At 57.5% G+C, this 11,154-nt stretch carries 7 protein-coding genes; 1 reads left to right on the top strand and 6 read right to left on the bottom strand.

Annotated elements, in window-relative coordinates:
- Window positions 1–233: 233 nt before the first annotated feature.
- Window positions 234–1,595 (bottom strand): histidine--tRNA ligase, encoded by a 1,362-nt coding sequence (gene hisS / locus HMPREF2999_RS06615; RefSeq protein WP_049350086.1) that lies wholly within the window; start codon window positions 1,593–1,595, stop codon window positions 234–236.
- 303 nt (window positions 1,596–1,898) lie between these two features.
- Between hisS and HMPREF2999_RS06610 the strand changes: the two genes are divergently transcribed.
- A complete protein-coding gene (locus tag HMPREF2999_RS06610; protein WP_070676518.1) occupies window positions 1,899–3,167 on the top strand; it encodes a DUF349 domain-containing protein in 1,269 nt (422 codons plus the stop codon).
- 234 nt (window positions 3,168–3,401) lie between these two features.
- Here the strand turns inward: HMPREF2999_RS06610 and HMPREF2999_RS06605 are convergent, their stop codons facing one another.
- From HMPREF2999_RS06605 to secD, 5 genes are all read right to left on the bottom strand, one after another.
- Window positions 3,402–4,259, bottom strand: coding sequence for a CPBP family intramembrane glutamic endopeptidase (locus HMPREF2999_RS06605; RefSeq protein ID WP_070676520.1), 858 nt, complete (start codon window positions 4,257–4,259; stop codon window positions 3,402–3,404).
- A gap of 261 nt (window positions 4,260–4,520) precedes the next feature.
- A complete protein-coding gene (locus tag HMPREF2999_RS06600) occupies window positions 4,521–4,769 on the bottom strand; it encodes a hypothetical protein (protein WP_005508762.1) in 249 nt (82 codons plus the stop codon).
- Window positions 4,770–5,461: 692 nt separating this feature from the next.
- Window positions 5,462–7,939 (bottom strand): RelA/SpoT family protein, encoded by a 2,478-nt coding sequence (locus tag HMPREF2999_RS06595; RefSeq protein ID WP_070676522.1) that lies wholly within the window; start codon window positions 7,937–7,939, stop codon window positions 5,462–5,464.
- Window positions 7,940–8,220: 281 nt separating this feature from the next.
- Window positions 8,221–9,390: a protein translocase subunit SecF gene (gene secF, locus HMPREF2999_RS06590; protein WP_070676524.1), complete on the bottom strand. Its 1,170-nt coding sequence runs from the start codon at window positions 9,388–9,390 to the stop codon at window positions 8,221–8,223.
- Between the two features lie 2 nt (window positions 9,391–9,392).
- Window positions 9,393–11,084, bottom strand: coding sequence for a protein translocase subunit SecD (gene secD / locus HMPREF2999_RS06585; RefSeq protein WP_070676526.1), 1,692 nt, complete (start codon window positions 11,082–11,084; stop codon window positions 9,393–9,395).
- Window positions 11,085–11,154 lie beyond the last annotated feature (70 nt).

Genomic DNA, 11,154 nt, shown 5'->3' with positions numbered 1-11,154 from the left:
CACCCCGGGTTAAAGACCCACGGCGAAGACACTAGCCTATCGAGAAGACACTAACCTATCGAGAATCTGGGCTCACACAAAAGACCCGCCCGGCAGGGAGGCCAACATCCTCCCCACCAGGCGGGTACACATCCATATGCAGGCTACAGTAACCAAATTATTACAGCAGCCAGATATTACCGCGGCCAAACACCGCAGGCATTACAGGCCCTACGATGACAGGCCCCTAATGTTTACAGGCCCTCAGCACGCACAATCTGAACATGCAGGTCCTCAGCCGGCGGCATCCACGAAGCCGGATCAGCAGCAACCTGCTCACCCGAACGGATATCCTTCACCTCGTGAACCGGGGCACCCGACTCATCCGACGAAATAAACCACACGAACGGAATGCCGCGCTTCTCAGCGTACTTAATCTGCTTACCGAACTTTGCCGCATTCGCAGACACCTCGCAGGCAATACCGCGGGCACGCAGCGCATCCGCAACATCATTCGCGGCCGACCAGCCCTCATCATTCGTCAGGGCAACAAACACAGCCGAAGGCACCTTACGGCTCGCCTGCGCAAAACCCTGCGACAGAATACGAGCCACCACACGAGTCACACCAATCGACAGGCCAACACCCGGGTACGTCTTCTTACCGTTCGACGCCAGCGACTCATAACGGCCGCCCGAGCAAATCGAACCCAGCGACTCGTGACCAACCAGAACAGTCTCATACACGGTGCCGGTGTAGTAATCCAGACCGCGAGCAATCGACAGGTCAGCCAGCACCTTACCCGGCGCACGGCGAGCCGCCTCCTCAATGACCTCAGCCAACTCAGCAAGACCCTGATCCAGCAGCTCATGCTCCACCGAATACTTAGCGGCAAGCGCACGCACCTGCTCCACAAAAGAAGCATCCTCAGTGCGGATCTGCGCCAGCTCCAGGGCGGCAGCGGCAGCATCCGCGCTCGCACCAGCCTCAGCCTGCAGCTCCTCAGCCACACGCTCAGCACCAATCTTCTCCAGCTTGTCAATAGAACGCAGAACAGCCGCAGTATCAGTCAAACCCAAGCCCAGGTAGAAACCCTCAGCCAGCTTGCGGTTATTCACACGCAGCTTGAACTCAGGAATCGGCAGCTTCGACAGCGCATCAACAACGACCAGCGCGAGGGTCACGTCGTAACGGAACGGCAGCTCGCCGTCGCCAACCACGTCAATATCAGCCTGAGTGAACTCGCGGGCACGACCCTCCTGCGGACGCTCACCACGCCACACCTTCTGAATCTGGTAACGCGAGAACGGGAAATTCAGGTAACCGGCGTTCTCCACCACATAACGGGCAAAGGGCACAGTCAGGTCAAAATGCAGAGCCAGCTTTTCCTTAGCCTTCGCAGCCTCGTCCTCCTGCAGGCGAGAAATTGCGTAAACTTCCTTGTCAATCTCACCCTTGCGCAGCAGCTGCTCAATAGTCTCTACCGAACGAGTCTCAATCGGGGAGAAACCGTGCAACTCAAAAGTCTCACGCAAAGTGTCCAGAACATGATTCTCAACCAACCGCTCAGCCGGAAGATACTCGGGAAAACCAGACAGCGAAGCCTTGCGAGCCATACGCGATACTCCTTGACAAAGAACTCGACAACAAAACCCCCGGAACACCTCCGGGCATATCTACCCATCATACCAACACCCACCCCAGCACAGCACCCACTCCCCCAGCTCACCCGACACAAACCCGCACAAACCCGCGGCCGGAAGGTTCGCCCACAACACAACACGACCAGACACTACTCACACACACCCCACAGAGGCTATGCTTAGGAGGTGCACACGCACACCCAAACGGGTGCCCACCACGGGGAACAGCGCAAAGGCGCCCCACCCCCAGCACCCCCGAGTGAAAGAGTTATAGCGGTGACTACCAAACCCGACGACACTGTAAACCTCGAAAAGGCACGCCAGTACGGCCGCGTCTCCGAGGACGGCCACGTCTTCGTCATTGTCGACGGCGAAGAATACGCCGTAGGCCAGCTGCCCGGCGCCTCCGAAGAAGAAGCGCTCAGCTACTTCGCCCGCAAGTTTGAAAACGTCGAGGCGCAGGTTGCCCTGCTCGAATCCCGCCTCGCCAACAACGCCCCCGCCGCAGACCTGCAGAAGGGCATCACCTCCATCGGTGCACAGATCGGTGTGCGCAACATGGTCGGTGACTACTCCGGCCTGCAGAAGCGCCTCATCTCCCTCGCAGAGCAGATCGCTGAACTCGGCGAAAAGCAGCAGCAGGCACGCACCGAAAACCGTGAACGCGCCCTCGCCGTCCGCGAAGAAATCGTCGCGGAAGCCGAGCAGATTGCCAGCCAGGACCCCGACCAGATCCACTGGAAGAACTCCCACTCCCGCATGAACGAACTGTTCGAAGCGTGGAAGAAGGCACAGCGCGAAATTCACCTGGCAAAGAGCGTAGAGGACGAGCTGTGGAAGCGTTTCCGTGCAGCCCGCACCACCTTCGACCGCAACCGCCGCGCACACTTCTCGCAGCTCGACGACCGCAACGCACGCATCAAGCGCGCCAAGGAAGAGCTGATTGCACGTGCGGAAGAGCTGTCCACCTCGACTGACTGGTCCGAGACTTCCCGCGTATACGGCGACCTGATGCGCGCCTGGAAGCAGGTACCCCGCGGCCACCGTCGCGAAGACGACAAGCTGTGGGCACGCTTCCGCGCGGCACAGGACGTGTTCTTCAACGCCCGCAACGAAGCCGAAGCAGCGCAGGACGCAGTCTACGCCGAAAACCTCAAGGTCAAGGAAGCACTGCTCGAAGAAGCACGCGCACTCCTGCCCGTCGAAGATATTGAGGGCGCGAAGGCAGCCTTCGAGAAGATCCTGGACCGCTGGGATGCGGCAGGCCGCGTACCCCGCAACGACCTGCGCCGCGTCGACGGCGAACTGCGCCGTATTCAGGACGAAATCAACGGCGCCGAAGAGGCAAAGTGGAAGCGCAACGACCCCGCCAAGGCGGCACGCGCGAACTCCCTGCTCGCACAGATCGAGGACTCCCTCGCCGAGCTGGAAGCAGAGCTCGCCGCAGCTGAAAAGGGCGGCGACTCCAAGAAGATCGCCAAGGCTAAGGAAGCTCTGGAGGCGCGCCGCGCCTGGGCGGCAACCCTGCAGGGCTTCGGCAACTAAGGTCTAGCCGAAGGCCTAAATAACGGTCTAATTAACGCCGAGAAGCCACATGTGTTTCGAAAAGCCACTTCTTTGGTGGCTTCTCGAAACACATGTGGCTTCTGCGTGTCTGCAGGATGCCTGCGGTCTGCTGCCTGCGGGGTGCGGGCTTTTAGGCTCGGGTGGAGGGGCTAGTCATCGACCTGTTCATAATTCATGATTTCCCATTTCTGACCGTTGTGCTTCTTTCCCTTGTTATTTTTCAAAACTCACATCTGACTTTTCGCGTTTCTTCCACACCAGAAAAACAACTACAAAAGAAATTAGTTGCGCAATTACTACTCGGACTATCATCATCTCATCCACTCCATTCACAGTAATCACATGAAGAAGATTTGTTGCAATACAGTTATTGAAGAAGTGGTCAGCCATTCCGGCATATAGACTGCCAGTCATACGATAGAGCAGCCCCCATTTAATACCCATCATTCCTGCCAAAATGATGTAACTCACACTAAGTGCTATGAAAGATTCTAAATTAATGTCACCATCAATTAAATTATGAATAGGTGTTACAATATGCCATACACCAAATAAAAATGCCTGAAAAAACAAGGCATAATTCAGGGAGTGATCAATGGCAACAATTTGATAAATAATCCCTCGAAATGCTCCTTCCTCCATAACTACATTTATTATATTGAAGAAAATACACATCAATATAAATCCGAGTCCTGAATGGACTACTGTCTCCCCTGTCAAGGAAAAGCTTGTTGTGAAGATTCCAAACCCAGCATCATATCCCTGAGTCTTGAGGAGAGCAATTTCCATACCATACGAAATAATAAATGAACAGAGGGCTAGCAGGATTCCTAGACCCACATTCTTAACGAACCCCATCCTCTTAAACCCTATATCAGACCAGCGCCAATTAAGGTACCGTAGCAATATAAAAACTACAGCGATACCAAATAGTTTATTAATAAAGTTCTCCCCAAAAAAAGTTTCATCCGTCTTGAGAAAGATTACCTCAAAACCATGAACAAATATCAGGAGCAAAAAGATTACCCAGCATAACATAACAGTATTCTTCTTGATTTCCTTACTCAACATAAAAACTCCCTTCCCTACGCTAGCTCGACATAGCAACATCTTGCCTAAAATTCATCTGAATCAAATCAGCTTCGACACATTTCACTTTTGCATCAAATTTTAAAATACCTTTAATTGTCCGTTAATTTTCTAATAGCATTTCCATAATAATCACAGCGCTATTTACTGCACCACAGATTTATAGACTTCTCAACCCCTGAACAAAAGACACCAGGACCTCTACGGTTTGGGGTGCCTACCTGGCATGCGTGGGCGGGTCGGCTACACGGCGAGCGCATACATGTCGCGGAGGGCCTCTTCTGCCTCGTCGAGGGCGTATCCGCTCTGACAGAGAGCGTCGCAACCGTTACCGTAGCGGAGGCCGGCGAGGAACTCGCGGTCGGTCACCTCCGGCAGGTACGCCATGAGGTATTCGCCGTTGTCAGTGAAGAAGTCGTCAATGTTGGCGGCGTCCTGGCCGGAGTAGAAAGCGCGGAAGTCTTCGTCATTGTAGTAACCAACCGTGTACATGAGGGGCTCCTTTGGTTGCTCGGCGGAGTGGGCGAGAACGCGTCGTTGTTCTCTACCACCAAAGGTACGGGGCGCCCCTGACAAGATAAGGGGCTGCACCGCCCGTGCCGGAGAAAACACACAAAAATATTGGGTGACAAGGGGTTTTCTGGAGGCGCGCTCCCCCGCCAGACTCCCCTGCCAAACTCCCCCGCCACACGGAAGATTAGGTGCGGACGGGCTTGCCTCCCGTGCGCCGTTGCCCCGCCTCCCACACGCCGCGCGGGAAATTCGGTCATGAGTTACGGACTTCGACCATGGGTTAGTGACTCTGGGCAGGGGTTTTAACCCCCGCCAAAGTCACTAACTCATGACCGAAAATCGGCGCTGTGCAGAGGGGGTAGATTACATGGCGGGTAACTGGCTGTTTCGATAGGTTAGTATCTTCGCCGTGGGTCTTTAACCCGTAGTGAAGACACTAATCTATCGAAAGTTCCCCCACCCCTTCCCCGATTAACGGCGAAAAGCCACATGTGTTTCGAGAAGCCACCAAAGAAGTGGCTTTTCGAAACACATGTGGCTTCTCAACGTAAAGACCAGAAAATAGAAATCCGGCCCGTCTACTCCATCAAGAGTAGCGGGCCGAACGGTTAACTCAAGAGTACAAAAACCAGCACCCAAAAATCAACACATGAAGGATATTTCTAAAGAGCCTACGCTTCCGAGGGCTTCGCGCCGGTCAGGCGGTACGCCTTGTACACGCCCGTCACGTTACGGACCACGTTCAGCACATGCTCCAGCATGAAACGGTCACCCAGCTCCAGGGCGAAGCGGTCCACCACGGTACGATCCTCCGAAGTGTGCACGCGCGCATCCAGAATGTTCACGCCCGATTCAGAAATCGCACGAATCAGGTCGCTCAGCAGGCCCTTACGGTCCAGCGCCTCCACCTGAATCTGCACACGGTACGTAGCGGTCGGCGAAGACGCCCACTCAACCGTCGTCACGCGCGGCTCCTCGTCAGCGTTACGCATGTTCGGGCAGTCGCGACGGTGCACCGAAATGCCGTTGTAGCGGGTCACAATGCCGATAATGTCATCCGGCGGGACCGGGGTGCAGCAGCGCGCAATCTTCGTCAGCACACCCTCAGCACCCGGCACAATCACGCCGTTATCGCCAATCGCCTTGCGGGTGGACTTCAGCAGCGTCTCGTCAAAGTCGCTGACCTCAACCTCGGGTGCTGGCTCGTCGCCGCGGTGCACCTCAACGAGGGTGTCAATGACCTGCTTCGGCGCGATCTCGTGCTCACCAATCGCACGGTACAGCGACGCCACATCATTCTTGTGCAGCAGCTGAGCCACCTGAGTCATGATCTCCGGGCTCATCATCTTCTGCAGCGGCAGCTCACTGTTACGCATGCTCTTGGTGAGCATCTCGCGGCCGGCGAGCAGCGCCTCCAGGCGGCGTTCCTTCGCGAAGTACTGGCGGATCTTCGTGCGAGCGCGTGAGGAGCGAACGAACTTCAGCCAGTCCTCGCTGGGTCCAGCGTCTTCGTTCTTCGTGGTCATAATCTCCACGGTCGCGCCGGTGGGCAGGACAGTGTGCAGCGGCACAAGGCGGCCGTTGACCTTCGCGCCGACGGTGCGGTCGCCGACTTCACTGTGGATGGCGTAGGCGAAGTCCACGGGGGTGGAGCCGTTGGGCAGGGCGATCGCCTCGCCGTTGGGGGTGAGGACCACGATTTCGTCGGTGTCGAGGGTGTCAGCGAGCGACTCGTAGAACTTCTCTGACTCCGGGTTGGAGTTCGAAATCTCGGCAATGGACTGCAGGATGCCGACGTTCATCATCGCCGAGGTCTGGGTGCCCGGCTCCTTCGGGTCCTTCGCGGGTGCGCCGCCACGAGCAGCGACCTTCTCGCCGCGCGACGCCGCCTTGTAGCGCCAGTGCGCCGCCACACCGTACTCAGCTTCTTCGTGCATCTTGTAGGTGCGGATCTGAATCTCAAGCGGCAGGTTGCCCGGACCGTACACGGTCAGGTGCAGCGACTGGTAGTTGTTGTTCTTCGGGTTCTTAATGTAGTCCTTGAAGCGGCCAGTCATCGACGGCCACAGGGACAGCACGTGGCCAAGCACGGTGTAGCATTCCGCCTCTTCCTCGACCATGATGCGCACGGCAAGGATGTCGTTAATCTCGTCGAAGCTGCGGCCCTTCGTCTTCATCTTCTGATGAATCGAATAGTAGTGCTTCGGGCGGCCCGTCACGGTCGCGTCGATGCCCACCTCTTTCAGGCGGTCCGTAATCTTGGTGCGCGCCTCGTTCAGGAACTTTTCGAGCGCGGGGGTGCGTTCGCCGACCATGCGCACCATTTCGGCGTAAATCTCCGGGCTCATGGCGGCGAAGGACAGGTCCTCCAGCTCCCACTTGATCGTGTTCAGGCCCAGGCGGTGCGCGAGCGGCGCGTAAATCTTCAGGGTCTCTTCTGCCTTCTTCGCGGCAGAAGCCTGCGGCACAAAGCGCCAGGTGCGGGCGTTGTGCAGGCGGTCGGCAAGCTTGATGAGCAGCACGCGGATGTCCTTGCTCATGGACAGCACGAGCTTACGGATCGTCTCAATGGAGGCGTTTTCGCCGTAGGTCATCTTGTCCAGCTTGGTCACGCCGTCGACCAGGTAGGCGACCTCCTCGCCGAACTCTTCGGTGAGCTGCTCCATCGTGTAGTCGGTGTCTTCCACGGTGTCGTGCAGCAGGCCGGCGGCGAGCACGGGGCCGGTCGCGCCCATCTCCGCAAGAATCGCGGTCACAGCGACAGGGTGGGTGATGTACGGGTCGCCACTCTTACGCTTCTGACCCTCGTGGCAGCGGTTCGCCACCTCGTAGGCGCGCTGCAGCACCTGGATGTCTTCATCCGGGTGGTAGCGGCGCACGGCACGTACGACCGGCGCGATCATCGGGGAGAAACGGATGGTGCCGCCGTGCGAGTCGGAGGCTTCCATCTTGCTGCTGCGGCTACCGAAGACGAGGCGGTTCGGCACACGTCCGCCAGCAGCCATGACGCGGTGCGAGCCGCGTTTCTTCTTTGCGTCAGACGAATCAGTTTCAGGCAGAGGAATCGGGCCAGCGGGCCGAACCGCGGGCTTCTCGGCGGTCCCTGCAGGGTTCTCAGCGTTGGTGTTCACGGCAGGTTCTGCACTCATTCCAGGCTCCTTCGGACTCAAGATAATCAGCCGCACACTCAGGTTCCTCATCGTTGAGGGCTATACCGGCCAAACCAGCCATCAGCAGGCTCAAACGCGAGCGCACAGTATCTTCACTTCTTATCCTACCCAGCGGTCTGGAACGCGCCAAACTATGCGACGTTTTAACACACCAGAGCGCGTTGTTTAGGAAATAATTGGGCACGCTAAAGGGGAGCCGACACCTTTCGGTATCGACTCCCCTATCGTTAGCAACGCCAGTAGCGCTGGCGGAACGCTGGCTAACCGTTCAGGTTCACGCGGTGAATCTCAATGGTTGCACGTGCCGGCTTCTTAGCGGGCTTCTCGGTTGCCTTCTCGTCCTCGAACGCCTTGTCAGCAGATTCCTCAGCCTTCTCAGCCTCGGCGAGCTCCTCCGAAGAGTCACCCTCAGCCTCGTCAGCATCCTCAGCGTCCTTGAAGCTGCCGCTCTCCACCTTCGCGGTGTGCTCACGAATCTGGGGCTCACCCAAACGCAGCGAAGCATACAGCGGCGCAGACACGAACAGCGTACCGAACATGCCCACCAGAATACCCACGAACAGCGACAGGGACAGGTCCTGCAAAGTACCCGCACCCAGGATGAACGCACCAATGAACAGGATCGCGCCCACCGGCAGAACACCCACAATAGCGGTGTTAATCGAACGGACCAGGGTCTGGTTCACCGCCAGGTTAATCTGCTCGGCAAAGGTCGTGTCGCGGCGCTCAAGCACGCCATCCGTGTTCTCGCGGATCTTATCGAACACCACCACCGAGTCGTACAGCGAGTAGCTCAGAATCGTCAAGAAACCAATAATTGCACTCGGAGTAATCTCGAAGCCGAACGCGGCGTACAGGCCAACCGTCACCACCACGGTGAAGAACAGGCCCGCAATAGACGCCAGCGACATCTTCCAGGTACGGAAGTAGAACGCCATACCAATCAGCGCCAGCACCACAAACGCGACCAGACCCCAGAACGCCTGACGGGTCACATCCGCACCCCAGGTCGGGCCCACAAACGAGGAGGTCACGTCATTCTCAGAGACGCCGTACGCCTCCTGCAGAGCCGCCTTTACCTGCAGAGTCTCATCATCGCTGAGCTTGCTCATCTGGGCACGAATCGTACCCGGCGCAATATTAGTCACGCGAACATCGGAGGCGTCCTTCGCCTTCTCGTGAATAACGCGCTCACCCGTAGCAGTATCAACGTGCGCGGTCTTCGAGACCACGAACTCCGAACCACCACGGAAATCAATACCCAGGTTGAAGCCGCCGCTCACCGACGGGATCAGGACCGACACCGCCATCAGCAGCGTAGCCAACGCCAGCCACAGGCGGCGCTTACCCACGAAGGGGTACGAGCGGGCACCCGAATGCAGGTCATTACCGAAGCGGGCAAAAGCATTAGGTTTCACATCGGTAGCCATGCTTAGCTCTCCTTCTTCTCATCAGAAGCAGACTCGTCAGCCTCAGCGGCAGCACGCTCTGCACGGCGACGCTCAGCAATGCTCAGCTGCTTCTCCTCCGGGCTGCGGAGGCGACCGGCACCACGGTACAGCGGCGTAGCGCCCAGCGACTCAGGCGACAAGCCCGAGTGGCGGTGACCCTCACCGAAGTAGCGGGTATTCGCCAGCAGAGTCAACATCGGGTGGGTGAACAGGTACACGACCACAAGGTCAGCAATCGCAGTCAAACCAAGAGTGAACGCGAAGCCCTTCACCGAACCAACCGACACCACGTACAGCACCACAGCAGCCAGCAGGTTCACAGCCTTCGACGCCAAAATAGTGCGGGATGCACGCTGCCAACCGTGATTCACCGCCGACGGGATCGTGCGGCCCGCACGGATCTCATCACGGATACGCTCAAAGTAGACGATGAACGAGTCAGCCGTAGCACCAATCGCCACAATCAGACCCGCCACACCAGCCAGGGACAGGCGGTAGTTCAACGCCCAACCCAGCAGCGCAATCGCCTCGTACGAAATGATGCCTGCAACAATCAGCGACATCATCGTGACAAAGCCCAGCAGACGGTACTGGAACAGCGAGTACACGAACACCAGCAGCAGACCAATCAGGCCGGTCAGCAGACCCACACGCAGCTGCTCCGAACCCAGGGTCGCAGAAATCTGCTGCTCCGACTGGATCGTGAAGCTAATCGGCAGGGCACCGTACTTGAGCTGATCGGCGAGAGCCTTCGCCTCCTGCTCGGTGAAGTTACCGGTAATCTGCGGCTTACCATCAGAAATCACTGCCTGCGACACCGGGGAGGACAGCACCTTGCCGTCCAGCAGAATCGCGAAGCGGGCACGCGGATCGTTTGCGTTCTGTGCACGAATCGCGTTCAGGCGAGAAGTAATATTCTGGAACTTCTCACGAGCAGCATCGTTGAACTGAATGTTCACAGCCCAACGGCCCGTAGTCACGCCCTGGCCGCTCGTCTCCTGCGAGTGGCTTGCGGTAGAAATATCGCTACCGCTCAGCTCCACAGGACCCAGAATGTACTTCTCCTGACCGTCAGTGGAACACGCCACCATCGGCTTAGTCGGGTCCGCGCTATCGGCGTCCTCATTACGTGCCGCGGTGCAGTCCTTCGCCTCATACTGCTTGTACAGGTCCGCAGTAATCCAGTTACGGTCAGAACCATCAGTCGGCTCCGCGGACGGCTTGGGCAGCTTATCGTCCGCAGTGCGGGCATCCTCAGCCACCGCAGTACCGGCACCAGACAGCAGCACCGGGCGGAACGTCATATTTGCAGACGCCTGAATCAGCTGACGAGTCTCAGCGCTAATCGTTCCGGGAACCGAAACAACCACGTTATTACCCGAGCCGAAGGAGGTGGTAACCTCCGCCTCCGAAACGCCGGCACCATCAACGCGCTGACGAATAATCTCAACCGCCTGGTTCAACTGCTCCTGGGAGACGTTCTCATCCGAAGAGCCATTGACCTTCGGAGAAAGAATCATCTGAGTACCACCCGAAAGATCCAGGGCGAGCTTCGGTGCCCAAGAACCTCCCGCGTAGGTGGTGCCGAAAATACCGGCAGCCATAACAACCATGAGCAGGACCATCGAGAGGAGCGCCCCTCGCGCGGCTGCAAGCGGTGAACGCTTAGCCATAATGTTCCTTCTTCGTGTGAATAGTATTGAGTGTTCTACAGATTCCGTAACGCGAAAACCCGACGCCGCT

Source organism: Rothia sp. HMSC066H02, from assembly GCF_001814995.1.
GTDB lineage: Bacteria > Actinomycetota > Actinomycetes > Actinomycetales > Micrococcaceae > Rothia > Rothia mucilaginosa.
The sequence above is the reverse complement of the archived record's forward strand: the minus strand, read 5'-3'. Positions and strand labels throughout refer to the sequence as shown.